General features: G+C 70.8%; 30 protein-coding genes and 4 tRNA genes. 12 read left to right on the top strand and 22 right to left on the bottom strand.

Translation table 11 applies throughout. From position 1 onward, the window contains the following. Positions 1–143: 143 nt before the first annotated feature. From ACFMQL_RS00835 to ACFMQL_RS00810, 6 genes are all read right to left on the bottom strand, one after another. Positions 144–794 carry an epimerase gene (locus tag ACFMQL_RS00835; RefSeq protein WP_364066180.1) on the bottom strand — a complete coding sequence of 217 codons (651 nt, stop codon included), beginning with the start codon at positions 792–794 and terminating at the stop codon, positions 144–146. Between the two features lie 27 nt (positions 795–821). Next, positions 822–1550 (bottom strand): helix-turn-helix domain-containing protein, encoded by a 729-nt coding sequence (locus ACFMQL_RS00830; RefSeq protein WP_364066178.1) that lies wholly within the window; start codon positions 1548–1550, stop codon positions 822–824. A 284-nt stretch (positions 1551–1834) separates the two neighbouring features. Further along, positions 1835–1906, bottom strand: a tRNA-Val gene (locus ACFMQL_RS00825). A gap of 10 nt (positions 1907–1916) precedes the next feature. Next, positions 1917–1987 (bottom strand) — tRNA-Cys (locus ACFMQL_RS00820). 15 nt (positions 1988–2002) lie between these two features. Next, positions 2003–2074 (bottom strand) — tRNA-Gly (locus tag ACFMQL_RS00815). Between the two features lie 89 nt (positions 2075–2163). Next, positions 2164–3363, bottom strand: coding sequence for a hypothetical protein (locus ACFMQL_RS00810; protein WP_378784139.1), 1200 nt, complete (start codon positions 3361–3363; stop codon positions 2164–2166). A 124-nt stretch (positions 3364–3487) separates the two neighbouring features. Here ACFMQL_RS00810 and ACFMQL_RS00805 point away from each other — a divergent pair, with 124 nt between their 5' ends. Genes ACFMQL_RS00805 through hutH form a run of 3 tightly spaced genes read left to right on the top strand, consistent with a single transcriptional unit; the run spans position 3488 to position 6358 of the window. Beyond that, the gene (locus tag ACFMQL_RS00805; protein WP_364066172.1) at positions 3488–4039 is read left to right on the top strand and encodes a hemerythrin domain-containing protein; all 552 of its coding nucleotides are present in this window, start codon (positions 3488–3490) and stop codon (positions 4037–4039) included. A gap of 44 nt (positions 4040–4083) precedes the next feature. Beyond that, positions 4084–4791, top strand: a complete 708-nt coding sequence (locus tag ACFMQL_RS00800; protein ID WP_378784136.1) for an ArsR/SmtB family transcription factor — start codon at positions 4084–4086, stop codon at positions 4789–4791. Between the two features lie 16 nt (positions 4792–4807). Next, entirely contained in the window at positions 4808–6358 is a 1551-nt protein-coding gene (gene hutH, locus ACFMQL_RS00795) for a histidine ammonia-lyase (protein ID WP_364066166.1), read from the top strand. A 3-nt stretch (positions 6359–6361) separates the two neighbouring features. Here the strand turns inward: hutH and ACFMQL_RS00790 are convergent, their stop codons facing one another. Next, positions 6362–7615 (bottom strand): Rid family hydrolase, encoded by a 1254-nt coding sequence (locus tag ACFMQL_RS00790; RefSeq protein WP_378784135.1) that lies wholly within the window; start codon positions 7613–7615, stop codon positions 6362–6364. 58 nt (positions 7616–7673) lie between these two features. Here ACFMQL_RS00790 and ACFMQL_RS00785 point away from each other — a divergent pair, with 58 nt between their 5' ends. The 4 genes from ACFMQL_RS00785 (at position 7674) to ACFMQL_RS00770 (ending at position 11106) form a co-directional block, all read left to right on the top strand. Further along, a complete protein-coding gene (locus ACFMQL_RS00785; RefSeq protein ID WP_378784133.1) occupies positions 7674–8591 on the top strand; it encodes a LysR family transcriptional regulator in 918 nt (305 codons plus the stop codon). Then, positions 8558–9571 (top strand): chorismate-binding protein, encoded by a 1014-nt coding sequence (locus ACFMQL_RS00780; RefSeq protein WP_364066160.1) that lies wholly within the window; start codon positions 8558–8560, stop codon positions 9569–9571. Before ACFMQL_RS00785 ends, ACFMQL_RS00780 begins: the two co-directional genes overlap by 34 nt. Further along, a complete protein-coding gene (locus ACFMQL_RS00775; RefSeq protein WP_364066157.1) occupies positions 9568–10398 on the top strand; it encodes an aminotransferase class IV in 831 nt (276 codons plus the stop codon). The genes ACFMQL_RS00780 and ACFMQL_RS00775 overlap by 4 nt, the downstream gene beginning before the upstream one ends. Before the next feature lie 237 nt (positions 10399–10635). Beyond that, positions 10636–11106 carry a hypothetical protein gene (locus ACFMQL_RS00770; RefSeq protein WP_364066155.1) on the top strand — a complete coding sequence of 157 codons (471 nt, stop codon included), beginning with the start codon at positions 10636–10638 and terminating at the stop codon, positions 11104–11106. 6 nt (positions 11107–11112) lie between these two features. Here ACFMQL_RS00770 and ACFMQL_RS00765 read toward each other — a convergent pair whose 3' ends face one another. After that, positions 11113–12171, bottom strand: coding sequence for an LVIVD repeat-containing protein (locus tag ACFMQL_RS00765; protein WP_378784130.1), 1059 nt, complete (start codon positions 12169–12171; stop codon positions 11113–11115). After that, on the bottom strand, positions 12129–12716 hold the full coding sequence (locus ACFMQL_RS00760) for a hypothetical protein (protein WP_378784128.1): 588 nt from the start codon (positions 12714–12716) through the stop codon (positions 12129–12131). The genes ACFMQL_RS00765 and ACFMQL_RS00760 overlap by 43 nt, the downstream gene beginning before the upstream one ends. A 221-nt stretch (positions 12717–12937) precedes the next feature. On the opposite strand from ACFMQL_RS00760, the gene ACFMQL_RS00755 reads away from it, so the two are divergent. After that, entirely contained in the window at positions 12938–13477 is a 540-nt protein-coding gene (locus ACFMQL_RS00755; protein WP_364066151.1) for a DUF305 domain-containing protein, read from the top strand. A gap of 75 nt (positions 13478–13552) precedes the next feature. Here the strand turns inward: ACFMQL_RS00755 and ACFMQL_RS00750 are convergent, their stop codons facing one another. After that, entirely contained in the window at positions 13553–13969 is a 417-nt protein-coding gene (locus ACFMQL_RS00750) for an SsgA family sporulation/cell division regulator (RefSeq protein ID WP_103958541.1), read from the bottom strand. Between the two features lie 463 nt (positions 13970–14432). Here ACFMQL_RS00750 and ACFMQL_RS00745 point away from each other — a divergent pair. Continuing rightward, positions 14433–14507: transfer RNA gene (locus ACFMQL_RS00745), tRNA-Val, on the top strand. 378 nt (positions 14508–14885) lie between these two features. Here ACFMQL_RS00745 and ACFMQL_RS00740 read toward each other — a convergent pair. The 10 genes from ACFMQL_RS00740 to ACFMQL_RS00695 all read right to left on the bottom strand — a co-directional run bounded on the left by ACFMQL_RS00740 (position 14886) and on the right by ACFMQL_RS00695 (position 22933). Continuing rightward, entirely contained in the window at positions 14886–16034 is a 1149-nt protein-coding gene (locus ACFMQL_RS00740) for a tyrosine-type recombinase/integrase (RefSeq protein WP_378784126.1), read from the bottom strand. Further along, positions 16034–16255 carry a helix-turn-helix domain-containing protein gene (locus ACFMQL_RS00735; protein WP_364066146.1) on the bottom strand — a complete coding sequence of 74 codons (222 nt, stop codon included), beginning with the start codon at positions 16253–16255 and terminating at the stop codon, positions 16034–16036. The genes ACFMQL_RS00740 and ACFMQL_RS00735 overlap by 1 nt, the downstream gene beginning before the upstream one ends. After that, on the bottom strand, positions 16252–17379 hold the full coding sequence (locus ACFMQL_RS00730) for an AAA family ATPase (protein WP_378784124.1): 1128 nt from the start codon (positions 17377–17379) through the stop codon (positions 16252–16254). Before ACFMQL_RS00730 ends, ACFMQL_RS00735 begins: the two co-directional genes overlap by 4 nt. Beyond that, positions 17376–18272, bottom strand: coding sequence for a bifunctional DNA primase/polymerase (locus tag ACFMQL_RS00725; RefSeq protein WP_364066141.1), 897 nt, complete (start codon positions 18270–18272; stop codon positions 17376–17378). Before ACFMQL_RS00725 ends, ACFMQL_RS00730 begins: the two co-directional genes overlap by 4 nt. Before the next feature lie 12 nt (positions 18273–18284). After that, positions 18285–18536: a hypothetical protein gene (locus ACFMQL_RS00720; RefSeq protein ID WP_378784122.1), complete on the bottom strand. Its 252-nt coding sequence runs from the start codon at positions 18534–18536 to the stop codon at positions 18285–18287. 142 nt (positions 18537–18678) lie between these two features. Continuing rightward, the gene (locus ACFMQL_RS00715; RefSeq protein WP_364066137.1) at positions 18679–20856 is read right to left on the bottom strand and encodes a cell division protein FtsK; all 2178 of its coding nucleotides are present in this window, start codon (positions 20854–20856) and stop codon (positions 18679–18681) included. 148 nt (positions 20857–21004) lie between these two features. After that, on the bottom strand, positions 21005–21958 hold the full coding sequence (locus tag ACFMQL_RS00710; protein ID WP_364066135.1) for a DUF2637 domain-containing protein: 954 nt from the start codon (positions 21956–21958) through the stop codon (positions 21005–21007). A gap of 20 nt (positions 21959–21978) precedes the next feature. After that, positions 21979–22203 (bottom strand): hypothetical protein, encoded by a 225-nt coding sequence (locus tag ACFMQL_RS00705; RefSeq protein ID WP_364066133.1) that lies wholly within the window; start codon positions 22201–22203, stop codon positions 21979–21981. A 224-nt stretch (positions 22204–22427) separates the two neighbouring features. Continuing rightward, positions 22428–22745 carry a WhiB family transcriptional regulator gene (locus tag ACFMQL_RS00700; protein WP_364066131.1) on the bottom strand — a complete coding sequence of 106 codons (318 nt, stop codon included), beginning with the start codon at positions 22743–22745 and terminating at the stop codon, positions 22428–22430. Beyond that, the gene (locus tag ACFMQL_RS00695) at positions 22742–22933 is read right to left on the bottom strand and encodes a hypothetical protein (RefSeq protein ID WP_364066128.1); all 192 of its coding nucleotides are present in this window, start codon (positions 22931–22933) and stop codon (positions 22742–22744) included. The genes ACFMQL_RS00700 and ACFMQL_RS00695 overlap by 4 nt, the downstream gene beginning before the upstream one ends. Positions 22934–23135: 202 nt before the next feature. On the opposite strand from ACFMQL_RS00695, the gene ACFMQL_RS00690 reads away from it, so the two are divergent. Together ACFMQL_RS00690 and ACFMQL_RS00685 are read left to right on the top strand one after the other, a co-directional pair. Next, positions 23136–23948 carry a GntR family transcriptional regulator gene (locus ACFMQL_RS00690; RefSeq protein WP_378784119.1) on the top strand — a complete coding sequence of 271 codons (813 nt, stop codon included), beginning with the start codon at positions 23136–23138 and terminating at the stop codon, positions 23946–23948. Beyond that, entirely contained in the window at positions 23941–24501 is a 561-nt protein-coding gene (locus ACFMQL_RS00685) for a GNAT family N-acetyltransferase (protein WP_364066124.1), read from the top strand. The genes ACFMQL_RS00690 and ACFMQL_RS00685 overlap by 8 nt, the downstream gene beginning before the upstream one ends. A 10-nt stretch (positions 24502–24511) precedes the next feature. On the opposite strand, the gene ACFMQL_RS00680 is transcribed toward ACFMQL_RS00685, so the two are convergent. Together ACFMQL_RS00680 and ACFMQL_RS00675 are read right to left on the bottom strand one after the other, a co-directional pair. After that, the gene (locus tag ACFMQL_RS00680) at positions 24512–24736 is read right to left on the bottom strand and encodes a hypothetical protein (protein ID WP_378784117.1); all 225 of its coding nucleotides are present in this window, start codon (positions 24734–24736) and stop codon (positions 24512–24514) included. Positions 24737–24823: 87 nt separating this feature from the next. Further along, positions 24824–25072, bottom strand: a complete 249-nt coding sequence (locus ACFMQL_RS00675; RefSeq protein ID WP_378784115.1) for a hypothetical protein — start codon at positions 25070–25072, stop codon at positions 24824–24826. Between the two features lie 101 nt (positions 25073–25173). Here ACFMQL_RS00675 and ACFMQL_RS00670 point away from each other — a divergent pair, with 101 nt between their 5' ends. Beyond that, complete coding sequence (locus ACFMQL_RS00670) at positions 25174–26403, top strand: XRE family transcriptional regulator (RefSeq protein WP_378784113.1); 1230 nt, start codon at positions 25174–25176, stop codon at positions 26401–26403. Positions 26404–26484 lie beyond the last annotated feature (81 nt).

The raw sequence follows: 26484 nt of genomic DNA, 5'->3' as shown, positions 1-26484 counted from the left end.
TCACCATCCATGACTGTTGAATATTTGACGGCTACCGTAGCGCGGGAGCACGCCGCGATATTCCATCATCGGGCATCCCTCGTAAACGACTCATGCGGAAGAGGGCCGGTCAGAGGGCGTTGACGACCGTGTGGAGCGGCGGGTCAGAGGGCGTTGATGTCGGCGGGGCCGAGGATCCGCTTGGCCGCGCCATGCTCGGCCACCGCGATCATCGCCTGCCCGATGCGTTCCGTCGTGGTCACCTCCTCGGCGAACAGCTTCCGCAGGAGCGGCCAGAGCGGCCTGGTCACCATGTACGCCACCCGGTACAGCGGCGTCTGCGGGGTCACGCCGTGCAGCGGCTGGATGTAGCCGGGCCGGAACACGTACGCCGCCAGCGGCAGCTCCAGCAGCGCGTTCTCGGTCTCGCCCTTCACCCGGGCCCACATGGCCCGCGCGCCGGCGTCGGTGCCCGCGCCCGAGACGTACACGAAGGCCGATCCCGGGTTGAGCCGGGCCAGCGTCCGTCCGGCCGCCAGCGCGAAGTCGTAGGTGACCCTGCGGTAGTCGGGCTCGCGCATGCCGGCCGAGGACACCCCGAGGCAGTAGAAGCAGGCGTCGTGGCCGCGCAGCTCGTCCTCGATCGGGCCCAGGTCGGTGAGGCCGGCGTGCCGGATCTCGCGCAGCTTCGGGTGAGGAACGCCCGTGGGGCGGCGGCCGACCGCGAGCACGGCCGTGACCCGCTCGTCGGCCAGGCACTCCCTGAGCACGCCCTGCCCGATCATGCCGGTCGCCCCGAACAGGATCACCCTCATGCCGCTGTCCTACCCTCAGGCGGGCGATCACGCGAGGTCGCGGGCGGCCTCGGCGAGGCGGGCGCGGGCGCGCGCGGGGACGCTCAGCCCGCGGGCCGAGATGCCGACGGCCCACGACGTGCCGGGCACCACCGCGCCCGCGCAGGCCACCTCGTCCCTGAACTGCCCGTGCTCCTCCACCACCTCGCCGGGGCATAAGCCGGCCAGCTCCGCCTCGACGTCCTCAACGCTGGTGGGGGTCGCCGAGGTGAAGCGCGGCAGGCCGTACTCGGTCAGGACCTCGCGCCGCACCCGCGGCGGCAGCGCGAGCAGCAGCGCCTTGCCGAGCGCGGTGGCGTGCGGCGCGGCCTCCAATCCGGCCCGCAGGTCCTCAAGCCACGGCGAGCGCGGCCCCTCGGCCACGTCGAGCACGACCAGCCGCCCGCCCACGAGCTGCGCCAGGTACGCCGTGTGCCCCGTCACGGCCGCCAGGTGACGCAGCACCACCGAGGCGCGGGGCGGGCGGTCGAAGGCGTCGATCATCTCGTGGAACCGCTCGGCGACCTTGGAACCCGGCAGGTAGTCGCCGTCGGGGCATCGATGGAGGTAACCCTCGTAGCACAAGGTGCGGACGAGGTGATAGGAGGTCGACAGGGTCAGCCCGCACCGGCGTGCGATGACCTTGACGGACAGCGGCCGGTCGGCGCGCGAGACCTCCTCCAGGACGCGAAGGGCGCGGGAGACGCTGCGGATCAGATCGCTGGGTTCTTCGGTCATCCCTCAAGCATGTGCGCTATCTGAAAATCGGACGCCTACCCCAGGCGGCACACCCGTCCGGCGAAGAGGCCACGCCGGGGCTACCGCTGTGGGCCGGTGCGGTTCTGGTGACCGTGCGCCGGCACTGCTCCTCCACCGGCTCCACGCTGCGCCGCCCGTCCGGGGAAGTGCGCCTCGGCCGGCGATCTCCTGCGCGTCCGCAGGGCGATCGTCTCATCTGCGCGCGGACCGCGCTCGGGTGGAAAAGACGAAGCCCCAGCCGGTGAGGGCTGGGGCCGAGAGAGTGGACGATACTGGGATTGAACCAGTGACCTCTTCCGTGTCAGGGAAGCGCTCTCCCGCTGAGCTAATCGTCCTTTGATACTGAGGTGGCGACGGGATTTGAACCCGTGTGGACGGCTTTGCAGGCCGCTGCCTCGCCTCTCGGCCACGCCACCGAGCCGGAAGCTCCGAGCGGAAGACGGGATTCGAACCCGCGACCCTCACCTTGGCAAGGTGATGCTCTACCCCTGAGCCACTTCCGCGTGTCGCCCCGGTCGCTGCCGGGTGACGAAGAGAACTCTAGCGAATTCCGGCCGAGTCCCCAAACTGAAATCCTGCGAGCAGGTCACGGCTAGGGCGTGAGCCGTACGCCGACCGGGTGCGGACCCTCCGTCTCCAGCCGGTACTCCCGCCCGGAGATGGCCCGGTTGTCCTCGATCACCCGCTCCGACGGCGGCTCCTCGCCGCCCATGACGGCCTGCTGCATCCGGGTGAACCGCTCGTGCGCCTCGCGTACGTAGCCGGTGCCCAGGGTGGTGACGTCCACCTGGGTCGTGAGCAGGTCGCGGATGTAGCCCTTGTTCGACTCGAACGTCACGGGCGGCGGCAGCGCGGGCGCGAGCACCTGCTCGGGGTCGCGCCCGTCGAACCGCTTGAACAGCTCGCCGGCCAGCCGCAGGTGCTCCAGCTCCATGCCGAGATGCAGCTCCCAGATCGCGCGCACCCTGGGGTCGGTCTCGGTCTCCATGAACGAGTGGTACAGGTAGCACTCGTTGAACTCGTGGTTGAGCAGCATCTCCCACCAGCTCTCGCCCGGATCGACCAGCGACTCGTAGTGGGTGACGTGCTCCTCCTCCACCATGCCGATCTCCTGGTAGAGCTGCCGCGCGATCGGCTCCATGTGGAGGGGGCCGACGTTCATGTAGAAGTTCATCGTCTGCTGCTCGGCCGCCGTGATCGTCAGCGCGTGCAGCCGCGACAGCGGCTCGGTGCGGGAGCGCTCGTAAGGCCGGCGCACGTTGTCGACGGGGTCGCGATGGTGCAGGTACGTCGGCCGCCCCGGCATGACCTCGGTGAGCCGGTCGACGATCTTGTCCGCCTTGCGGTGCTCGATCATCTCGTACAGGTTGGCGTACCGGTAGAGGTGGTCGAAGTCCTCCAGCACGCCGAACTGGTACGCCTGCTTGAGGTAGGGGTCGGGCTCCATCCGCGCCACCCACGCCGTCAGATCGACCGCGACCTGCTCGTAGGCGATCGTCGTCTCCAGCACCGACGACGAGCCGGGCAGCAGCCAGTTCACGGCCTTCTGCTGCTGGGACTCGATGTAGCGGACCTGCGCGAGCCGCCGCTTGACGTCCGGGTCCGAGCAGTGCCTGGCCGCGTGATGGCTGAACATGACGGCCTCGACCTCGATGCCGTTCATCGTGATGATCCGGCAGCGGGTGTACGGATCCGCGGCGTCCGGGTCGATCGGTGTGACGTTCAGCTCCCGCCAGTTGCGCAGTTGCTCGTCCAGCGGGATACCCCGCTCCTGGAGTGGGTCGAAGGCCATGTCGCAGCGCGTACCCGCGCCGGTGCCCGGCAACCTCCGCGTTCGGTGCGCGAAACGCCCGCGTTCGGTAAGGCGGCGCGTGCCTGCGCGGGGGCGGGGTAGGCCGCTCGATGTGGCTGAACGCGTGGTTGAACACGATGTCATCGATCTCCTGATGGCCCAGCACGGGCGGATCAGGGACCTGTTCGACGAGGTGGAGCAGGCGCCTCCCGACAAGATCGGGGAGGCGTTCGAGCGGCTGATGCGCCTGCTGTCGGTGCACGAGACCGCCGAGGAGGAGATCGTCCACCCGTACGCGCGCAGGAAGCTCGACAACGGCCAGGGCGTGGTGGCCGACCGGCTGGCCGAGGAGAACAGGGCCAAGCGGCTGCTGCTCGACCTGCACAAGGCGGGCGTGGACGACCCGGGGTTCTGGGAGGGGCTGGCGGAGCTGCGCACCGCGGTCACGGCGCACGCCCGCAGCGAGGAGCGCTACGAGTTCACCAAGCTGCGCGCCAAGACGTCGGTGGCCGAGCGGCGCACGATGGCGGCGGCGGTGCGCGCGGCCGAGTCGATGGCGCCCACGCGTCCGCATCCCGGCACCGAGTCGATGACGAGGAACATGCTGCTCGGCACGCCGATGGCGGTCATGGACCGGGCCCGCGACATGATCCGCAAGGCGCTGGGCAAGCGCTGACCCTTCGACGTGCGACGAAATGTCGGCGTACTAGCGTCGCGGACATGGAGTACATCGCCGCTGACGCCGACATCGCACCCGTCGCCGCGCTCATCGCCGAACCCGCGCGGGCCGCGATCCTGACCGCGCTGCTCGGCGGCCGCGCGCTGGCGGCGGGCGAGCTGGCCAGGATGGCCGGGGTCAGCGCCGCCACCGCGAGCGCCCACCTGGCCAGGCTGCTGGACGGCGGGCTGGTCGACGTCGTACGCCAGGGCCGCCACCGCTACTACCGCCTGGCCGGTCACGAGATCGCCGAGGTGCTCGAAGCGCTGGCCAGGGTCGGCACCCGCCCGCCGGTGCGCTCGCTGCGCCAGTCGCGCCAGGCGAGGCTGCTGGCGGAGGCCCGCACCTGCTACGACCACCTCGCCGGACGCGCCGGGGTGGGCCTGCTCGACGGGCTCAAGCGCGGTGGCCACTTCGACGGCCACGGCCTCACCGGTTCCGGGGAGTCGCTGATGTCCCGGCTCGGCGTGGACGTGGCACGCGCGCGCAGGTCGCGGCGGCTGTTCGCGCCCGAATGCCTGGACTGGACCGAGCGCAGGGCGCACCTGGGCGGCGCGCTCGGCGCGGCCGTCACCGAGGCGCTGTTCGAGCGCGGCTGGCTGCGCAGGGGCAGCGTCCCGAGGGCCGTGATCGTGACCGACGCGGGACGGGAGGGGCTCGCGGAACTCTTCGGAAGTAAGGAGCTAACATCGGGTACGCCGGTTACCTAAGCGAGAGAGACGCACCATGCGCGACAACGAAGTCGTGACCGTCGGCCCAGAACCGCTGACCTTCGACGACGTCATCAAGGTGGCCCGCCACGGCGCCCCCGTACGCCTCAGCGACGACGCCGTCGCCGCCATCGCCGCCGCCCGGCAGCGGGTGGACGAGCTGGCGGAGAGCCCCGTCCCCCACTACGGCATCTCCACCGGGTTCGGCGCGCTCGCCACCCGGCACATCGACCCGGCGCTGCGCGCCCAGCTCCAGCGCTCCCTCGTACGCTCGCACGCCGCAGGCAGCGGCCCCGAGGTGGAGACCGAGGTGGTGCGCGCCCTCATGCTGCTGCGCCTGCACACCCTGGCCACCGGCCACACCGGCATCAGGCCGACCACCGCCAAGACGCTGGCCGCACTCATCAGCTCAGGCATCACGCCGATCGTGCACGAGTACGGCAGCCTCGGCTGCTCCGGCGACCTCGCCCCGCTGGCCCACGTGGCGCTGACGCTCATGGGCGAGGGCGTCGTCAGGGACGCATCCGGCGCGGTGCAGCCCGCCGCCGAGGCGCTCAAGCAGGCCAGGATCGAGCCGGTCGAGCTGGCCGCCAAGGAGGGCCTGGCGCTGATCAACGGCACGGACGGCATGCTCGGCATGCTCATCCTCGCCATCGACGACCTCACCAGGCTCGTCAAGACCGCCGACGTGAGCGCCGCGATGAGCGTCGAGGCGCTGCTCGGCACCGACCGCGTCTTCGCCCCCGAGCTGCAGGCGCTGCGCCCGCACCCCGGCCAGGCGCTCTCGGCCGCCAACATGGTCAAGGTGCTGCGCGACTCCGGCATCATGGCCAGCCACCGCGACCCGGCCGCCTGCACCCGCGTGCAGGACGCGTACTCGCTGCGCTGCGCCCCGCAGGTGGCCGGCGCGGCCCGCGACACGATCGCGCACGCCGCCACCGTCGCCCAGCGGGAGCTGGCCAGCGCCGTGGACAACCCGGCCGTGCTGGCCGACGGCCGGGTGGAGTCCAACGGCAACTTCCACGGGGCGCCGCTCGCGTACGTGCTGGACTTCCTCGCGATCGTGGCCGCCGACCTGGCCTCGATGTCGGAGCGGCGTACCGACCGGTTCCTCGACGTGGCCCGCAACCACGGCCTGCCCGCGTTCCTCGCCGACGACCCCGGCGTCGACTCAGGACACATGATCGCCCAGTACACCCAGGCCGCCCTGGTCTCCGAGCTGAAGCGGCTGGCCGTGCCCGCCAGCGTCGACTCCATCCCCAGCTCGGCCATGCAGGAGGACCACGTGTCCATGGGCTGGTCGGCGGCGCGCAAGCTGCGTAAGGCGGTGGACGGCCTCACCAGGGTGCTGGCCGTCGAGGTGCTGACCGCCGCCCGCGCGATCGACCTGCGCGCCCCGCTGGAGCCCGCGCCCGCCACCGCCGCCGTGGTGCGGGCGCTGCGCGAGACCGTGCCCGCGCCCGGCCCCGACCGGTTCCTGGCCCCCGAGATCGAGGCCGCGGTCCGGCTGGTCGCCGAGGGCGGCGTGGTCGCCGCCGCCGAGTCGGTCACCGGCCCGCTGGACTGACCGCTATCGGTGCGGCAGGGCCACGATCAGGTCCACCTCCAGGCGCAGCCCCGGCATGAACAGCTTCGACACCTCCACGGTCGTGCTGGCCGGGGGAGTGCCGGTGATGTAGCGGCGGCGCACGTCGCGGTAGGCGGGCAGGTCCGAGAAGTCCGTCAGGTACGAGCGGATGAACGCGACGTCCTCCCACCTCGCGCCCTGGTCGGCCAGGATCCGCGAGATGACCTGGAAGACGTGCTCGGCCTGCTCCGCCATGGTCTCGCCGACCACCTCGCCGCGCTCGTCGAAGGCGGCCTGGCCGGAGATGTAGAGCATGTCGCCGACGCGGACGGCGTGGGAGTAGGCGCCGTTCGTCTGCGGGACCGTCGGCGGGTTGATCGGCACCGTCCGGCGCGCGGCGTGGCCGCTCGCCGGTTCGCCATCCGGTGGGCTCGCGGGAACGCCCGCCGAGCCGCTCGCGGGTCCGCTCGCTGAGAGGGCCGCCGCTTCGCCGGCAGGCCCCGTGAGATGGGTCGCGATGGCCGTCAGGTCGTGCCCGCCGAGCCCGGCCGCCTGCGCCTCCTGCAGCCGGGCGCGGGCGGCGGTCGCCAGCGTGGCCTCGGGCCAGGCGGCCAAGCCCAGGTCCTTGGCCGCGTGCGCGAGCGCGTACCGGGTCTCCTGCGCCGGGGTGCGCAGCCGCTCGGCCAGCGCGCCCAGCGGGGTCGCCCCCAGCACGTTCGCCAGGGCGTCGCGGTCCACGCCGTGCGCCCGCGCGTACGCGAACGTCTCGGCGAGCAGCACCTGGGCGGGCACGAGCGCGCTCATGACGGCGAGCTTCATGGCCGCTCCCGACCCGAGCGGGCCGAGCTCGCGCACCTTCCCGAACACCGACAGCACCTCGCGGCAGCCCGACACGTCGCCGCCGGCCAGCACCGTCAGCGTCCCGTCGGCCGCCGGGCCCACGCTGCCCAGCACCGGCGCGTCCACCAGGCCCACCGTCGGCGGCAGCAGCGCGCGCAGCTCGCGCACCGCCTCGGGCCCGATCGTGGACATCTCCACCACCGTCGCGCCCGGCCGCAGCCCGGGCAGCGCCGCCGTCAGCACCTCGCGCACCGCGGCCGGGTCGCTGAGCATGGTGATCACCAGCTCAGCCTGCTCCACAGCGGCGGCCACCGGGACACCGTCCGCGCGCCGCCACGTCGTCACCTTGTGCCCGGCCTCCACGAGCCGCCGGGCCATGGGGACGCCCATGCGTCCCTGTCCGAGAAAAGCAATCACAATCGCGAGTCAAACCGACGGCTTGGTATTCCACCAACAACTTGATTGCATGGCTGCCATGCATGAGCCGAATGCCTTTGACACCGGCACGTTGCGGCTGTTCGACGAGGTGGTGCGCAGCGGTTCCATCACCGCCGCCGCCGAGCTGCTCGGCTACACCCAGTCGGCGCTCTCGCGCCGCATCGCCGCCCTGGAGCGCGCCGCGGGCGGGCCGCTGTTCGAACGCCTGCCGCGCGGCGTCCGCCTCACCCCCGCGGGAGCGGCCCTGCACCGGCACGCCGTCGCCGTGCTCGACCGGCTCGCCCGCGCCGGAGAGGAGCTGGCCGCCATCCACCGGGGCGCGGGCGGGCAGCTGCGGGTCGGCTCGTTCGCCACGGCCAACGTCGCGCTCGTGCCGCGCGCGCTCAAGCGGTTCGCCGAGCGGCGGCCGGGCGTCGAGCTGCGCCTCATCGAAGGGCTCAGCGCGCCCCTGGTCGAACGGCTGCACGCCGGAGCGCTCGACGTTGCCGTCATCAGCGACTACCCGGCGGGGCTGCCGGCCGAGGAGACGCGCGTCGTCCCGCTGCTGGAGGACCGGCTGCTCGTGGCCCTGCCCGCCGGGCACCGCCTGGCCGCCGAGCCGGACGTGGACCTGCGCGACCTGGCCGGCGAGACCTGGATCGAGGCCGCGCCGCGCGGCCAGCCGACGCTGCTGCTCAGAGCCTGCGCGGCGGCCGGGTTCACGCCGCGCGGCGGGCTGCGGGTGGCCGAATGGACGGGCAAGTTCGGGTTCGTCCTGGCCGGGCTCGGGGTGACGCTGGTGCCGGAGCTGGCGGCGGAGGCCGTACCGGCCGGGCTGGTGCTGAAACCCCTCAGGGGTACGGAGCCCGCACGCCGGGTCTACGCGGCCCTGCCCGATACGCCACTGCCCGCGGCGCTGGAACTGGTGGAAATGCTGGGAGAATGGGAGATGTGCACCACGACTACGCCCACTTAGGGCACGTCCTCGCCACCGGACTGCGTGACGTGACCTCCGACCTCGCCGCACTCGACGGCGAGGGCTGGTGGGCCGTTGTCGTCGATTACGAGGGCAAGGTGACGTGCGCCCGCTTCGACCACGTACGCCCCGCGCCCCTGCCCGCTCCCACCAGGCCCTGGCACGGTCCACGCCCGGACCAGTGGCGCAGCTCGCTCGACCGCGCCGCCTACGAGCGGGGCGTCCAGACCATCCGCGCCCTCATCGAGCAGGGCGAGGTCTACCAGGCCAACCTCTGCCGCGTCCTGAGCGCGCCCATCGCGCACGACGCCGACCCGCTCGCGCTGGCGGCCAGGCTCGCCGCGGGCAACCCGGCTCCGTACGCGGGCGTGATCAGCCTGCCCGGTCTGAGCGTGGTCACCGCCTCGCCCGAGCTGTACCTGTCGCGCGACGGCGACGTCGTGGAGTCCCGCCCGATCAAGGGCACCGGCGTCACCGCCGACGACCTGCTCGACAAGGACTACGCGGAGAACGTCATGATCGTCGACCTCGTCCGCAACGACCTCGGCAGGGTCGCCGAGGTCGGCTCGGTCGAGGTGCCCGCGCTCTGCGCGGTCGAGGAGCACCCGGGTCTCGTCCACCTCGTCTCCACGGTGCGCGCCCGCCTCCAGGCGGGAGCGGGCTGGCCTGAGCTGTTCGCGGCGACGTTCCCGCCCGGATCCGTCACGGGCGCGCCTAAGTCGTCCGCCGTGCGCATCATCAATGAGCTCGAACCAGCGCCGCGAGGCCCGTACTGTGGGGCCGTGGGCTGGGTCGACGCCGACCGTGGCAGGGCGGCGCTGGCCGTAGGCATCAGAACATTCTGGATCTCGTCCGGCGAGATCCGGTTCGGCACGGGAGCGGGCATCACCTGGGGCAGCGACCCCGGGCGCGAATGGCTCGAGACCGAGCTCAAAGCAGCCAGGCTGATCGCGCTGGCATCACAGGAGGAATCTGCATGAACGTCCCTGTCTGGGTCAACGGGGAGCTGATCGACCCCGCTCAGGCCACCGTCTCGGTGTTCGACCACGGCCTCATGGTCGGCGACGGCGTCTTCGAGACCATCAAGATCGTCAACGGCAAGTCGTTCGCGCTCACCCGCCACCTCGATCGGCTCACGCTCTCCGCCCAGCGCATGGACCTGCCCGAGCCCGACGTCGAGGCCATCGCCGCCGGCATCGGCAAGCTGCTCGACGCCGCGCCCGCCTGGGAGCTCGGCCGCATCCGCGTCACCTACACCAGCGGCCCCGGCCCGCTCGGCTCCGACCGCGGTGATCAGGGCACCACCACCGTCGTCATCGTGGACGAGCAGAAGCCGTTCCCCGCCACCGCCAACGTCACCGTCGTCCCCTGGCCGCGCAACGAGCGCGGCGCCCTGGCCGGCGTCAAGAGCACCTCGTACGGCGACAACGCCAAGGCCCTGGCGTACGCCAAGCAGCGCGGCGGCGGCGAGGCGATCTTCGGCAACCTGGCGGGGAACCTGTGCGAGGGCACCGGCTCCAACGTGTTCATCGTCCGCGACGGCCGCCTCATCACCCCCACGCTCGCCTCCGGCTGCCTGGCCGGCGTCACGCGTGCGCTGGTGCTCGAATGGTGCGGCGCCGAGGAAGCCGACGTCCCCCTCCAGGCCCTGTACGAGGCCGACGAGGCGTTCCTCACCTCCACCACGCGCGACGTGCAGCCGATCAGGCTCGTCGACGACACCGAGCTGCCGGTCGCCCCCGGCCCGATCACCACCAAGGCGATGCGGATCTTCGCCGAGCGCTCGGCCGCCGACCTCGACCCGTGACGTAGGGCCCTGCCTTTCGACGGCCCCTGCCGCGATCGGCGGCGGGGCCCGATCGGGCCTTAGCACGGGCTGTCGGACATCGGGGGCTTTCGGATATTCCCGAATACGCACCGTTTTCGCATGACCGCTCGGCGGCGCGCTCGCACGGCGTTACGCTTTCGTTGCAGATGACGCCCGAAGCGATGAGGGTTCGCTATGAGTGGGGATGGCGGCGCCTGCGTGCCGCCGATTGCGAAAATGGGCGCGATCGTCACCGTGGAGCGGGTGCTCGCCCGCACGCCCGCGCTCGCCGTGCTGCTACCGATGATCCAGGTCTACGACGTCGGCTGCCTGCTGAACCTCGACGTCGTGGCCCGCAACGCCACCGCGCCTCCAGGGCTCGCGCTCCAGCTCGATTCGGCGTTCTCCGGCGAGGGGAGCACGTCGATGCACATCGTGCTGCGCTACCCGGGCGGCGTCGAGGTCCACTCCGACCATGACCGCGACTGCGCGCCGCCGAACCTGTCCTGGTTCCCCGGCGGCGTACGCGGCGACGCCGCTCACACGCTCTACCACATGCCGCTGTGGCTGCATCCCGTGCCGCCCGCCGAGGAGCTGCTGCTCACCCTGGAGTGGCCGTGGGCCCGCATCGAGCCCACGGCCGTCACGCTGGACGGCGCCGCCATCGCCCGCGCCGCCAAGCGCTCCTCGCCCTGCTGGCCGCCCTAGACCGCCTCAGTACGACTTCTGCGTCTGGACGTTGAAGTCGTCCATATGGACCTTCGCGGCCGGGTCGGTGAGCGGGTCGTCGATCTTCAGCACGTCCAGGCCCGCCCGGATGTCGCTGGAGTAGATGTAGCCGTTGTAGTAGTACGCCGACCACGAGCCCGCGATGCCCTCACCCGGGTAGGGGCCGCGGTCGAAGAAGCCGATCTCCTTCGGGGCGGACGAGTCGGTGAAGTCCCAGATCGACACCCCGCCCTGGTACCACGACTGCACCATGACGTCCTTGCCGGGCACCGGGATGAGCGAGCCGTTGTGCGCGACGCAGTTCTCGCTGGGCTGCTGCTCGCGAGCGATCTTGAAGTAGCCGCGCCGCTCCAGCCGGCCGTTCACCAGGTCGTACACCGCGTTCGCGCCCTTGGTCGGCGGCGTGTTGCGGTCGCAGGTGGCCTGGTTGCCGCCGCCCAGCTCGTCGCTGAAGACGACCTTCGTCCCGTCGTTGTTGAACGTCGCCGAGTGCCAGATCTGGAAGTTCTCGGTGTCGGTGAGCCGCTGCGTCACGCGCGGATTCACCGGGTCGCTGATGTCGAGCAGCACGCCGTCGCCGAAGCAGGCCGCCGCCGCCACGTTCTTCTCCGGGTAGGCGGTGATGTCGTGGCAGCCGGAGTCGTAGTCGCTGTTCGCGCGGTCGGGGAACAGGTCCGGCTTGGCCACCACCCTGGCCGTCTCCGGCGCGCCCAGCGGGATCTCCACGATCTGCAGCAGCTCGTGCGGGGCCGGGCAGGTCGGCGAGTCCGGCTCGGGGCCGGGGGAGGAGACGTACACGTAGAGCGTCTCGCCCGCCGGGATCATCGTGTGGGTGTGCGAGCCGCACTCGGTCTGGACGGCGCCGATGAAGCGCGGGCTCTTCTTGTCGCTGACGTCGAAGAGCCGCAGGCCCTCCCACGCGCGTGGGCTGTCGGCCGCGTCGCACTCGGGGCCGCTGCGCGGCTCGTCGATCGACAGCACCAGCAGATCGCCGTGGATCGTCACGTCGTTCTGCTGGGCCGGGCAGGAGACCTGGCTGACCACCCGGGGCTGCTCGGCCGGCTGATGTCGACGATCGAGAAGCCGCCGAAGTTGCCCACGTACGCGTAGTCGCCCTGGAAGGCCAGGTCGGTGTTGAAGTCCTCGTCGCCGTTCAGCGGGGCGGTCCGCGGGATGTTGGCGACATGCCGGACATTGGGGCTCGTCTGCGGGCCGTTCCCGCCTCTCTGCTGCGTCCTGGGCGGGTTGTTCTGCTGCGTGCCCGGCGAGGCGGGCTCGGAGGCGCCGCGCTCCTCGGCGGGCGCCGCGCCGCAGGCGGCGACCAGCGCCAGGACGACGCTCAGCAGCGTGGCCCGCAGGGTGCCGCGCCGCAGCGCCCGCCTACGAGACGCCCCGCCGCGCGATGCGGGCTCGGACGCGGTCGCCCCGCGGCCGCCGGCCGCGCGGCCGGGCGGCCCGTGGTCTGCGGGCCGGCGTTCGCGCCTGGGCGCGGTCGATTCGCCGCTCGCGGACCTGTGCGCCCCGGTCGTGGCACCCGCTATGACCTCGGCCTTACTTGCTGTGGCGTCACTGCGCGTGGCGTCACGCACTTCGGCCTTACCCCCCTTGATTAAGCGCACTTTGGTCTCGCGCGATTCGGCGAAGATCAACGCGCATCCCCTTTGTCTCGTAGCTCACTATGGAAGCTATGTCAGCAGGTTTGGGGACGCGTGCGGTAATCGTCACGCTTATGGTGGCATTCGCCCTTGCAGGCTGCTTGCAATCGCCCGCCGCTCCGGCGGGGCCGTCACCCGTGGGCACGGAGGCGCCGGTGATCGTGCCGGGCCGCCCGGGGGAGCCCGCGCGTACCGCGAGGCCGGGGGAGCGGGTGGGGCGCACGCCGTCCGGGGTGGTCGCCGCCGACGTGCGCTTCGCCGAGGGCATGATCCCGCATCACCGGCAGGCGCTGGAGATGACCGCGCTGGTCGAGGAGCGTACGACGACCGAGAGCATCCGCGCGCTGGCCCGCCAGATCACCGCCGCGCAGACGCCGGAGATCAGGGCCATGACGAACTGGCTCGCCGGACTCGGCCGCCAGGCCCCCGCCGGTCACGACCACGCGCAGGGGGCCGCGTACGGGATGGCCACCCAGGAACAGCTCAACGCACTGCGGGCGGCCAGGGGCGGCGCCTTCGACCGCTTGTTCCTGCAGCTCATGACCCGGCACCACGAGGGCGCGGTCAAGATGGCGGGCGAGCAGCTCGCCGACGGCCGCGACCAGCGCATGCGGATGATGGCCAAGGACGTGTACTCGGGCCAGAGCATCGAGATCGCGCGGATGCGGCGCCTGCTGGAGTCGCTGCCGGCCTGATCGACCTCATGCACGAGCGACGTCCGGCGCTCCCGGGGGAGAGCGCCGGACGTCTCAGGTCTTCGGTATGCGGGGTCAGGACGGCCAGAGCATGTTGGTCAGCTCGGCGTCCAGGTCCATGTAGTCGGTCTCCCGCCCGGCCGGCACCTTCTCGTACGTCCGGTGCAGGAACTCGGTGAGCGGGGCCAGCGGCACCTCGAACAACGCCTGCCCGAAGGGGGACGTCAGGCTGATGTGCAGGGTACGCTCGCCGTCGGCGCGCGCCGGCCACACCTGCACGTCGCCGTCGCCGACACGCCGCACGATGCCCACGGTCAGCAACTCGCGGGCGAAGATCCACTCGACCGGTTCGTCGTTCCCTACGTGGAAGGCCATGCGGATGGCGTACGGGTCGTCGGCTGTATAGCTCAGCCCGGCGAGCAGGGGGACGGTCGTACGGTCGGGGACCACAAGCCGAAGGCCAAGCTCGGCGGAGACGGTGGTGCTGTTCATCGTCAGCCAAACCTTTTCGTCGTAGGTCCCCTCTTCGGGGCTTTCACTGCTCTGACGGACTTCGTCCTGAGCTATGACGCGGAACGAAGAAACCCGTAGGAAAGATTCCGCCTCAGGGGCCTTCTGTAACGCACATCACAGCTGGACATTTAGGCATCTACCAGGCTAAACGGCATCAATCGGGTCGTATTTACAAGGGTTTTGCGTGCTGTGGAGCCTGCCCCGGACGCACCGTCCATGAACGTCCCAGGACCAAGATCCTGACCCAAGATCGTGGCCGATGCTTCCCGGACAGGACGATGGTATGCCACACGCCCGCCCCGCCGGTGGGCAACCGCCGCGTTTCACCCGAATCCCTCTGGCTCGGCCTCCCCGGGCCGGGCCCCGGGGGGCTATTGGTTCGCTGTAGGTGCCGGAGTGCGGTATGGTTTTCCCCGTCGGAACCGCGAGGGACCGGCAGGGCGGGCGATTAGCTCAGCGGGAGAGCGCTTCGTTCACACCGAAGAGGTCACTGGTTCGATCCCAGTATCGCCCACCAGCTCAGAGGCCACTTCCCGCTTGGGAAGCGGCCTCTCTTGCTTTCTGCGTGACTATCTGAGTGACTACGCCTCCGGATCTTGCTCTGTCGGAGCAGCCTCGGATGGCCGTGTTCGTGATCCCTAGTTGGGGAGGGTCTCGGTTCGAGTCCGGGGCTTTCACAGGCGGGGCCGTCGCTGCTTGTCTTCTCGTCGCTCCAGAGTTCCGCGATCTTTGGAAGAGAGGTAAGCGGATGGTCTCTGAGGTTCTGAAGCGCAAGCGGTACGCGTCTTCGGGTCTCCCTGGCGGTTGCTGGTGTAATGGGCAGCACGTCCCCTGGCTAGGGATCACGAGCAACGATGGCGGCCGGCCATAGCGGGCCAGACCGCCATACAGAGGCCTACTCTTCTCGAAATATCCGGTCCATCGCCACCGCACCACTCTGGAGAACAGGGCGGATCTGTTTGCGGTAGACGGTCTCGGTCACGGCCGTGCTGCGATGGCCGACAAGCCTGGAGATCTCCTCCAGCGGAACGCCGTTGTCAGAGAGCAGTGAGACGAAGCTGTGGCGGAGTTCGCGGGGTGTCCACTCCTTCGGGTCCACGCCTTCCGCGTCCTTGATGGCGTTGCGGAAGTCGCGGCGGACGTTGGCGGCGTCCAGCGGCTTACCCGTGGCCGTTGCGAACACCAGCCCGTTCTCCGACCATGCGTCGCCTTGCTCCCGCTGCTGAGTTTCACGGTGCCGGCGCAGCAGCTCCACGCAGCGCTTCGGAAGGGCAAGAGTACGGCGGGACTTGCGGGTCTTGGTGTCGCCTCCGGCACGTACGGAGCGCCAGACGGCGACGTGCGGAGGGACGGGCGGGTCGGCGTCCGGAGCGCCGTCCAGGTCCACGTGATCCCACGTCAGCGCCCGCAGTTCCTCCGTACGGGCACCCGTGAGCAGCGAGAGCACGATGTAGGCGTACATGCGGGAGCATTCAGCCGCTTTGAGAACGGCCTCCGCCTGGGCGAATGTCAGAGCTTTGGACGGGCGACCGGATTTACCCTTAGGCACCGAACATAGGGCTACGACGTTTCGCTTGACCTTGTCCCGCGCCATCGCTCGTTTGATCGCGCGGTTCAAGCAGCTGTACAGACTCTGCAGGGTCCGAGTGCTGAGCGTCTTCGCCTTCGCCGCGAGCCACTTGTCCACGTCTTCCGCGCTCAGGTCGCGCAGCTTCCGGGCTCCTAGAGCAGGGATGATGTGGTTCCTGCACAGGATTGTGCAGGTCTTCACGGTGGCCGGATCGCGACCGTTCAGGCCGTGGGCAAGCCAGTCGTTGATCGCGCGTTCCACGGTGTAGTCGGCCGGGGCGATGGCCAGGCCGTCCTCGTCGTCTCGGAGGACCTGCTTCAGCTTCTCCTTGGCCTCGGTCTTGGTCTTGCCGCTGCCTCGCTTCACGATGCGCTTGCCGTTGGGTGCGTAGCCCAGGCTGGCGGTGGCGATCCAGCGTTGGCGTTTGGCGTCCCAGTGGAGGCCGCCGTCTCCTCTGCTGCGTCGCTTGGGCATCAGGCTGCCTCCTCTGCTTCCTTCTCCAGGAGTGCGATGTAGTCGCGGATGGCTTGGGCGGTGATGAGGCGGGCGCGGCCTTGCTTGACGGAGCGGAGCCGGCCGGTGCGGATCTGCTCGTAGATGACGGTGCGGCTCATGCGGAGCAGGGACATGACGTCGGTGACGCGGTAGAGCTGGGTGTCGGTGAGCCGGACACTGTCCGGCGCTGAGGTGGTCAAAGGTGGTGCTCCTGGTCGGCGGGGACAGTGGTGACGGGCAGGAGGGTCGGTTGTCCCTCCTGGGTGTGGGCGTTGGTGCTGGTCGTGGGCTGCGCTGGGACGTTCGGGACGGCCGGGACGTCCCCACGCGTGCCGGGTAGGCGGTAGTGGCCGGTGGCGTTCACGCAGAGCTGGCCGTCGGCGTTCATTCGCTGGCAGGTCTTGCGGACGTTCTCGTACGACAGGCCGGTGGCCTCGGCGATGGCCTTGGGCGTGCTGCCGGGGTGCCGGCGGACGTGGCGGATGATGGTGGCCCTGGTGTCGGACAGGGCGTGGTCTTCCGGTGGGCCGTCCAGCAGGTGCCAGGTGCCGGTGGCGGGCTGGAAGGCCATGGCGTACTCGGCCTCTTCGACGTCGCGTCCGGTGACGTGCAGGACGCCGTCAGCGGTGCCTCTGGCGCGTTTGAGGACGAGGGTGGCGTCCGCTGCCCCGGCCAGGCCGTTGGTGCCGGAGACTTCGCTCAGGAAGTCTTCTGAGGCCATCTTGCGGACGTGGTGGATCAGGACGACGGCCACGCCGTAGGTGTCGGCCAGGCGCTTGGCGCGGCCCATGGCGGCGTAGTCGGCGTCGTACGCGGACAGGCCGGGCGGTGCGGTGCCCCGGATCTTGGCGAAGACGTCGATGACGACCAGGCGGGCGTTGTCGTTGCGCTCCAGCCAGCGGGCGATGGCCTCCTCCCCGCCCGCAGGCATGGTCGGGCATGTGGTGGCCAGGGTCAGGTCCTTCGGCGCGGGACGGCCGCTCAGGATCTTGCCCATGCGGTTCTGGAGACGGCGGGCGGTGTCCTCCAGGGCGAGGTAGAGGACCGGGCCGGGCTCCACCTCGATGGACTCCAGGGCCTTGGCGCCGCTGGCGACGGCGATGCCCAGGCCGAGGCTGAGCCAGGACTTGCCGACCTTCGGCGGGCCTGCCAGGAGGCTGAGCCCTTCGGCGATGATGCCGGGGACGGCCCAGCGGGGCTCCGGGAAGGTCATGGCCATGAGTTCGTCGGCGGTCCAGGACGTGCGGAACGGCACAGGTCGGCCCGGCGCGTTGACGGCATCACCGTGGACCAGGCGCAGGTGGGTGCTGCGGTCGTTGGTCATGCGGCCACCGTCCGGGGCCGGCGGGCTCCGGCGCGCAGGCCGGAGGCGATGGTGCGCTGGGCCTCGCGCCAGGGCTGGCCGACCTGCGTGGCTGCCTCCGTAAGCCACGAAGTGACGGCGGCGGCGTCTAGCTCGCCTCCGGCGACGAGCTGGCCGAGCGCGACGGATGCCAGGTAGAGCGCGTTGTTGTGGCCGTGCGGCGGCGAGTCGGTCACGCGCCGCAGCTCGCCGAGGACGGCGGCGCGGATGTACGCGCCGTGGCGGTCGGTGGCGAGGGGCACGGTGATGGGCTTCTGGGGTGGCAGCGGGGCCGGGCGCAGGCGTTCGGCCAGCCAGGACGGGAGCGGCGCGGGCGGGATCTGGTGCAGGACCTCGTAGGTGCCGCTGCCGTGTTCGTCGGTGACGTGGCTGCCGGGGCCGACGACGTACCCGCCGTTGGCGCGGGTGTCGATCAGCCAGCCGAGGCCGCCGGTGCCGCCTTGGGTGTTGGTCAGGGTGACTCCCTCGGGTGCGGTGAAGTACAGGTGCAGGCCGCCGCGCCGGGTACGGACCTGGAAGGTCTCCAGCGGGAGCGGCTGCCCGGCCTCGTCGCAGAGCGCGGCGAGGACGTCGGCGCCGTCCCGGATCCCGGGGCGGTTCCACGGCGGAGGTGGTTGCTCGCCGGGCTTGGGCCGGTCCAGGTCGATGACGACCAGGCCGGACGGGCCTGTGGCGATGCCGATGTTGTACGGGCGCTGCCAGATGCGGCGGATGGTGTCCGGGTCGGTGGTGGTGCGGTGTTGCCAGGCGGTGAAGCCGCGGGGCGGGGTCTTGCCGTTCGGCGCGAGCGGGAAGACGTGCCAGCCTCGGGCGGCGGCCGCGAGGGCGTAGCGGGTGAGGTTCGTCATGGTCATAGGCGGCTCCAGTCAGCGGGTTTTGTCGCGGTGCAGGGCGCGGGCGTGGTTCCAGATGTGGCGGCCGAGCCGCAGGCGCAGGCCCGTGGCGCGGCAGTGCCGGCAGTCGTGGGTGCCGCGTCCGATGCGGTTGGGCTTGCGGCCCTTGCCCTGGCAGGCGCGGCAGGGGCGGAAGGGCCGGATGTAGCACTCGGCGGCGTAACGGACGGCGATGAACAGGCTGATGACGATCAACGTGCTAGCGATGGGCACGACAGGGTCCATGAGTGGCCTCCCGGGCCGTTTTCGGGTGTCGTCGGCCGAGGGCGCTAGCGTGCTAACGCCCTGGCCAGGCGGTGTTCTGGTTGCTAGCGGGGGTGCTAGCGATAGCAGGGCTGGCCGCTATCGCTAGCAGCCCCGGCTGGGCTCATTCGGTGCCGGTTCGGCGGTTGCGCTCCGCGATGGCGTCGGTGAGGTCGTCCAGGCGGATGCCGCGCCGGGTGACGGGCTTTCCGTCGATGCGGCGGCCGATGGCCTGGACGGGTACGCCGTGCGGCTTGAGCGCCGAGGTGAGCTGTTCGGAGGCCCAGCCGGTGTAGAAGTCGGGCCGGAGTTCGGCCAGGCGGCTGCACAGGGCCTCGTTCCAGGCGGCCGTCTCACCTGCCGGCCAGATCTCGGCGAGGTCGGACAGCAGGTCGAACGTAGGTGCGTCGGTGCGGGTCTGGGTGCCTTCCTCCGGCAGGGTGCCGGCCAGGCCGCGTAGCCGCATGGCGCGGGCCACGACCTGCTTGGCCTTGTCGGTGTCCACCTCGAACGAGCGGCGGGCGGCGGGCTTGCCCAGGCCGGACAGGATGCCCCATCCGGCGTCCTTGACCGGCTCGAAGATGGTGGCGCGGTAGCCGTTCTTGTACATCGAGGTGCCGAGGATCATGTCGTTGGCGACCTGATCGGCCACGCTCATGCAGTAGCGGGTGTTGACGTTGCGGGTGATGCCGGTCGGCAGGCTGTCCTTGTCCGGGATCTGCGTGCCGATCAGCAGGATCACGCCCAGGGCGCGGCCCAGCTTGATGACCTTCTCCAGGACCTCCCCGGCCTCCCTGCCGTACTGCGGGTGCAGGAACAGCTCCTGGATCTCGTCGATGGCGACGATCAGCGGGTGCAGGCCCGAGTCCTTCAGCGAGGCCAGCTCCGGGGTGACCTTGTTCTCCGGGGCCTTGCCGAGCTGGGCGTAGTGCGCGATGCGCTTGGAGCGGCGCTCGCACTCCTTGTACAGCCAGCGGATCATCCCGGCGCAGCGGGCGATCGTCTCGTCGTCGAAGCCGTTGCCGTACTCGGTGCAGACCGGCTCCAGAACCTTGAAGTCCCCCACTCCCTTCAGCTCGTAGATACGCAGCTCCGCACGCGGGTCCAGGCTGGCGGCGAGTACGGCCAGGCGCAGGGCGAAGGTCTTGCCCGAGCCGGGCTGCCCGCCCACGAGCCAGTTGCGGAACATCAGGGCGGCGTTGACCGTGTCCATGCGGGGCGTGGTGGCGAACGGGAACGGCTTGAACACGTCCACCGTGCCGTCCTTGAGCAGCGGCCAGGCGGGCTGCTTCATCTGGGAGGCGGGCTCGTAGCCGACCCACAGCGCCAGCCGTCCTGGATGGCCGTCGCCGGGCTCGGGCCAGACCTGGTCCAGCGGCAGCCGCATGCCGGAGGCCAGCCGTCCGCGCCGGGCCACTACGTCGGCGGCCTCGACGCCGAACGGCAGGTCCACCACGGCCAGGTGGCCGGGGCCGTCCCGGTGGATCTCCTGCGGGAAGCTGATGGCGTTCGGGTCCTTGCTGACGGCCTGGTTGATGCCGGCGATGCCGCACGACAGCAGCGCGCGGCGCACCAGCTCGGCCGTCAGCTTGCGATAGCGCGGCCCCTCCGAGACGCGATCGGTGATCGGCCGGTCCGAAGGCCGGCCTGCGCGGGCCAGCAGCGGCACGAGCGCGGCCACCGCCAGCACGCGGCCCCACGCCGGGATGTCGGCCAGCAGGAAGACCAGCAGACCGATCATCACGATGACGGTCAGGGCGGTCACGACCGACCAGCGCCACCGGGACTGGCGCTGACGCTGTCGATCCAGCTTCAGCCACATCTCCGGGTCGTTGTGGTCGGCGGCGTACTGCCGCAGCGCCCAGTTGCCCTCTTCGGCCGTGGCCCAGTGCAGCAGCTTGCCGGTGGCGCGGAAGAACCCGACCGGGGCGTACAGCAGGGCCTTGGCGGCGTACTTCGGAGCGCGGATCGCGTGGTAGCCGGCGACGTACCCGGCGTCCTTCGACGCCCAGACCAGCGCCGTGCGCATGCTGTTCCAGGAGCGCAGGGTGTCCGGGATGATCGGGGCGCGACGCCGCTCGTGGCGGGAGCGGCGAGGCACCTCGTCGTCCGGCGGATCGACCGGCGGTCCGAGGACCGTCCCCTCGATCGCGACCGTCTCGCGGTCGAAGAACTCGTCCTCATCGTCCGCGCGGCGGGAGCGGCGGCGCGCCGCGTCCAGCGGGACGACCTCCCCGCCGCCGGCGGGCGGTCCGTCCTCCTCCGCTGGGTCGTGTTCGTGCTCGTGAGGGTGGTGCGTCATGATGTGTGAACCTCGTGTGCGTAACTGCCGGCGGGGTTGCGGGGCGCGGCCGGAGTCTTGGCGGATGAGGCCGCGTCCCGTACTGGTGTGAGCTGGGACGATGTGCGGTCGGACCGTGCCGGGTCCGTGCGGGCGGTCGAGGCGGTCGTCAAGCGGCCTCCTGTTCGGTCGGACCGGGCTCCGTCCGCAGGCGGGCGAGCAGCGCTCCGGCCCGGTCGGTGGAGATGGATCGTCCGGTACGGCGGACGGCGTCCCTGAGGCGGTCCCGGGTGAGCGGTATGCCGCGTGCCTCGTGGTCGGCGGCGATCTCCCGGCCCAGCGGCATGAGGTCGTCCACCTCCACCGGGGCAGGACGCTGCGCCTTTCGCCGCTTCGGCCTGCGAGTGGACACGGCGGTCAGGGCCGGGCGGGCGGCCGGTGCGAGCCGTACCGTCTCGGCGTGGGCCGGTGCCAGCTCGCCGAGCTTGTACAGGGCGCGCTCGCGGCGCGTGGCCTTGAACCGCCAGAGGCGGCCGTACCGGTCCTGCAGGTCGGTCCTGGCCAGGATGCGCTCACGCTCGCGGCGCAGGGCCTCGGGGTACGAGCGCACCTCCCAGAGCACCATCCGCCGCCACAAGGCGAACGTCGGTGCTGGGGACAGCAGCCAGCGCGAGAGTCGGATGCTGTCGAGCCGGCGGGATGGACTGGCCAGGTCGGCGCGCTTGCGTACGGCGTGCGTGCCGACCTCCACGGCCACCACCCACAGGCCGGGCAGGATCGCGTGCGCGACCACGGCGAACCAGTCGGGCCCCGTGATGTAGGAGGCGACGTTCAGGTAGACCGTGGCGGCCGTGAGCGTCCATGGGATGTATCGCATCCAGCGCACCCGCATGTCCATCCGGGCGAGGACGATGTCCAGCGCGGAGAACACGGCGATGCCGAGATCCACCCCGAGGGGCAGCAGGAAGGCGAGCGGTCCGAACGTGGGCTTGGCCGCGTCCATGACGGTGGCGAAGGAGATCACGAACCCGATCAGGCCCAGCGCGCCGACAGCGGCGGCGGTGACCTCGATCAGGGTCCGTTCTCCATCCGACAGCGGGCGAGTGCCGGGATGGTCGTTCACGGTCGTGGCTCCGTTCGAGTTCAACGGCCCCACCGCCGTCCCCAGCAGCGCGGGCAACCGGGCCGGCTGCACCAGTTGCGCGGTGAGGCGGCCCAGCCTCGGGCGACGGTCTCCAGGGAGTCGCCATGGCGGATGGCGGCGCGGGAGACCTGCCAGAGCCGGTAGCGCTCCTGGCCCGCGCGCACCAGCTCGTTGAAGAGGCCCCCTATGAGGAAGACGGCGAGGTAGGAGATGACGGTGATCATGAATGGCTCCAGTGGTGCTGGTCGGTGGTGACGTTCGAGTCGTGGGTCACGAGCGATCTCCGGTCAGTGATCGGATCGGAAGAGGACACGGCAGAGTCGGCAGGAGGGGCGGCAGCGCGCGCCGTGGATGACGCAGCGCTGGGCCGGACGGCCGCCGCCGCAGCGGCAGCCGAACGGGTCGCCGGAACGCCTGCCGCACTCGCGGCACTGGAAGCGGGCGGCCATCACGCCACCTCATCGGCGCGGTGGCCGGCGACGAAGCTGAGGAGCGGACGTACTTCCCGCAGCTCTTCTGCGGTGTAGCCCGCCCAGACGCCCTCCTCAGGTTCGAGCGCCAGCGCGTACGACAGGCAGGCGGCGCGGGCCGGGCAGCGCGTCTGGCAGACGGCCTTGGCGGTCGCCTCCCGCGTCCATCGCTCCTCGTCGGTCTCGTCGTCGGAGCCGGTGAAGAGGACGGCCATCGTGGAGTCGCACGCCGGTTCGGCGTTGATGAGGTCGTCCAGCAGGTCGGCGGCGTCGTACTCGTCGTGGTGGTCGTTCACAGCTCCACCCCCAGCGCGCGCAGGGCCTGGACGAGGGCCAGGCGGATGCAGGCGGGGCAGATCGGCGGCGACGGCGGCTCGGCGTCCGGCGCGGACTCCTCCACGCCGTCGCACATGAGGCACGTCCATCGCGTGGACTCGGCGAGGTCGGCGGTGACGACCCGCATGGATTCGGACCCGTAGGTCATGATGAGAACACCTCTCTTGAAGGGGCGCCGGGGTGCGGGACTGGTTTGGCGACTAGGGACCGCATCCCGGCTTCTTCGTTGTTCGGGCTGGTCAGACGGGCTGATCATCCCCGTGGTGCTGCTTATTTAAACAAGGCGAACAAGCGTGGTCAACGACCACTGGCATACTTGTTTGAACAAGGCGAATGAGAGGGGCTCGAACATGCCCAGCCAGAGGCGGCGCGACGCGCTGCGCGGGGACGTGTCGGCGCGGATCGCCGACGACCTGCGCCAGGCCATCCTCAGCGGCGAATATGCCGAAGGGGACCGGCTGCCCAGCACGTCGGAACTCATGGAGCAGGAGCAGGTGTCGTCGCTGAGCGTGCGACACGCCTACCAGGCGCTGATCAACGAGGGCCTGGTCGTGGCCGTGCCGAAGAAGGGCTTCTACGTCCGCGAGTCGCTGTGCATGACCTGGCACATGACGACCTGGCAGGACCCGAAGCGGCTGGCTACCGTCAAGACCGACGGCTGGACGGCCGACGTCGAGGCCGCCGGCGACTCACACCGGCAGACCATCAGCGTCAGCATCCTGCCGGGCAGCCACCTGGTCGCCGGAACACCCATCGCCAAGCGGCTCGACATCCCCGAGAGCGAGCGTGTCGTCGTACGCAGCCGCGTCCGCTACATCGGCCCTGGGCCGGACCAGCCCGCCAACGAGCCGGAGTCGCTGGCGGACTCCTACTACGCGTACAACCTCGTCAAGGACACCAAGATCATGGAGCCGGACAGCGTGAACACCGCGCAGGTCCTGGCCGAACTCGGGTGTCCGATGCGCGACCACATCGACGAGCTGACCCCCCGCATCGCCTCCCGGCAGGAGACGGAACGGCTGCAACTGGCCGGGGTCATGGCGGTGCTCGAAGTCGTGCGTACGACGCTGACCACGTCAGGCAAGCCGGTGCTGGTGCTGCACCAGATCAGGCCGGGGAACGGGTCGAAGTACATCTACCACGTGGAGGCCCGCGATGACTGACCGTCCCGTCCTCGTCGCCCGGCTCGCCGTCGAGAGCGACACCGAGCGCGTCATCGGCCTGCGGACCGAGTCCGAACGGTGGCTGGCCGAGCGCGGCATCCAGCAGTGGACGGCGAAGTGGGACGAGATCGGGCGGGAGAAGATCCGCCGCAACATCGCCAACCGGGAGACGTGGGTGTTCGAGACCGGGGGCCAGGTGGTGGCGACCGTCACCTTAAACAAGCGGCCGGACCTGGACTTCTGGGACCCCGAAGCCGATGGGCCGGCCCTGTACATGTACAAGCTGCTCGTCGCTCGGAGCCAGGCCGGCCGAGGGCTGGGTGCGGACATCGTGGACTGGTCGGTGGACCAGGCCTCGCAGCGCGGGCTCCCCTGGCTGCGGCTGGACGTCTGGCGCACCAACCATGGCCTACAGCGCTACTACCGGGAGCGCGGGTTCGAGCACGTACGGACCGTCGTGGTCGACGGGCGGGACTCGGGGGCGTGCTTCCAGCGGCGGGCGGTGCCCGTGTCGGTGCCGAACATCGTGCAGGAGCAGCGCTCCGTGACCTGAGGGGACGGTGTCATGACGCTCGTTCGTGCTGGTGGGCCTTCACCAGGCTGTTCCACACCTGGCGGGCTTGGAGGTAGCGGCCTCGGCCGGTCTCCTCGTAGCCGTTGTCGTCGGTGTGGCGGAGGACGAAGAACTGGCCGGCCTCGCAGCACCATTCGTACTCGCCGCAGCACGAGGTCTCGGTCACACGGACCGGCCGGTTGCTGCACGGGATGTGCGGTTCCCAGTGGTACATGCGGCGTGCTTCCGGTGGCTCAGACGGCGAGGGCGACGCATGTGCGCGCCGCCCCCGGTGGTGCGTGCTGGTGTGGCGTGGCCGGCGTCAGTCGCACGCGGGGGTTTTCTCCGAGGGGAGGCGCAGCAGGGTCGCGCCGTAGATGTAGGCGGGGTCGGATGCGTAGCGATCGAGGCGTACGTGCTGGACCGCGCCGGTGGCGCCGGGCGCCAGCGACTCCAGGGCCTCGCGCAGGAGCGTCGCGGCACGTTCCAGTTCACCGGTGATGCCGCACGATCCCCGGCCCTCGTCGTCAGCGGCCGTCCACGAGTAGAAGCCATCGCTGTCGAAACGCACGACTACATGACAGCCACCAGCGGTACCACCCCTGTAGAGGACACCCAGAGGCGACCGTGTTGTCCGCCCCTCGTGTCCTCCCGTCCCCGCAGGAGCACCAGATGACCGGCACCACCAAGACCCCCGCCTGGGCCGCCCGTCTGCTCGCCGCCCGCAACGCCCGCGGCTGGTCCCAGCGCGACCTGGCCCGCGAGCTGATCAAAGCCTCCGACAAGCCGCTGACCGAGCTGCCCAACCTCATCCGCCGCATCCGGGGCCACGAGACCGGCGAACACCGCCCCGACGCCTTCTACACCCAGCTCTACTGCAAGGCGTTCGGCCTCACCGAAGACCAGCTCTTCGGCACCGTCACCAAGCCCGTCCCCGCCATCGCCCTGCCCACCCTGGCCCCCGACGCCGACCTGTACGAGCGCATCACCCGCGCCATCGATCAACCCTCCCGCGTGGACGCGGCCACCGTGCAATGGCTGGAACACTGCCTGGCCGAACACCGCCGCGTCGAAGACACCATCGGCAGCCGCCCCCTCCTCCCGCTCATCCACGCCCAGCTGTCCACCGTGGCCGACCTCGCCCGGGGAGTCCGAGGGCCGCTCGCCGACCGGGCCGTGGCCGTGCTGGCGCAGTACGCCCAGTTCATCGCCTGGATGTGCCACGACTCCCACCGCCACGCCGCCGCTTTGGCCTGGTACGACCGCTCCCACGCCTGGGCTCTGGATGCCGGCGACGCCGCCCTGGCCGCCACCACCCTCAACATGCGCGCCCACCAAGCCTGGAGCCTCGGCGACGCACCCCGCTGCGTCCGCCTGGCCGAAGCCTCCCGCTGGCACGACGGCCGCACCACCCCCGGCGTCCAGGGCATGGCCGCTCAGATGGCCGGCCGAGGCCACGCCCAGATGGGCGAGGCGAACCTTGCCCGCACCCGCCTCGCCGAAGCCGAAGAACTCATCCGCACCGCCGCCGAACACCCCGAAGACGAACCACCCTGGATGTACTTCTACGACGAGGGCTGGTTCCTCATGCAACGCGGCATGGCCGAACTCGAACTGGGCGACGGCCGCCGCGCCGCCGACTACCTCGAACGCGGCCTGTCCACCCTGCCCGAGCACTACCGCCGCGACCGCGCCTGGTACGGAGCCTGCCTCGCCCGCGCCCACCTCATGCAAGGCGACGCCGAAGCCGCCATCGCCACCGCCCTGGCCGTCGCCCCGGACGCCAAGGAAGTCAACGCCTACGCCGTGACCGAACTTCACCGCACCGCCCATGACCTCGCTGCAAGAGGCGCTCCTGGTGCCGAGGTGATCAGAAGTTCCTTGGCAGGCTCCAAGTCATAGATCAGTGTCCCCGTTGTCCCTCTGTCCCCGTGCCACTCTCGAAATGCGGTATCAACGGGACCAGGGCGTGGACGGACGGGG

This window comes from Nonomuraea fastidiosa (genome assembly GCF_042751225.1).
GTDB lineage: Bacteria > Actinomycetota > Actinomycetes > Streptosporangiales > Streptosporangiaceae > Nonomuraea > Nonomuraea fastidiosa.
Note: the sequence above shows the minus strand (reverse complement) of the source record. Positions and strands in the feature narration are given on the sequence as shown.